The organism is Dysgonomonas mossii, assembly GCF_004569505.1.
GTDB lineage: Bacteria > Bacteroidota > Bacteroidia > Bacteroidales > Dysgonomonadaceae > Dysgonomonas.
The window spans coordinates 1-518 of record NZ_SPPK01000035.1; the positions used below are offsets into that span (position 1 = coordinate 1).

1 protein-coding gene is annotated in these 518 nt (G+C 31.5%); it reads left to right on the forward strand.

The window, feature by feature from the left end; genetic code table 11:
- Positions 1-518 (forward strand): HlyD family secretion protein (locus tag E4T88_RS17310; RefSeq protein ID WP_221411811.1); only part of this gene is annotated, 518 nt, incomplete at both ends.

Below are 518 nucleotides of genomic sequence, written 5' to 3' on the forward strand. Positions count from 1 at the left end.
GATAATGACAAGAAAAGTGACGGTTATGATACATATCAAGTTAAGGAAGAATCGCCTTTAAACATTTCTGGGAAAGCTTCCCCATCTAAAATAAAAACATATAATAACAATGATCAGTTAGGTGATTTAGTGAGTACTTTGGTTGAAGACGGAGAAAAAGTAAAGCAAGGCGATACTTTAATCAACTACAATATCAACGATCAAAAAAGACAGGACTTATCAAGTAAGGTTAACGACGCGCAAAATGTAGTTAATCAAGACTATCAAAATATTAATCAGCAACCGAACAACAACGATTTACAAAAGAAGTTAAATCAAGATTTAAACGCATTGAATGAAGCGCAAAAAGAACTATCTCAGTATACTAAACAAATTAATGATAGTACTTATGCATCATTTGACGGTGTAATTGAAATGGACAATGATACAGATGCTGCAAGCGGAGAATCTATATTAAAATTGATAGCAAATGAAACTCAAATTAAATCTTCTGTTTCTGAATTTGATGTGAACAAAAT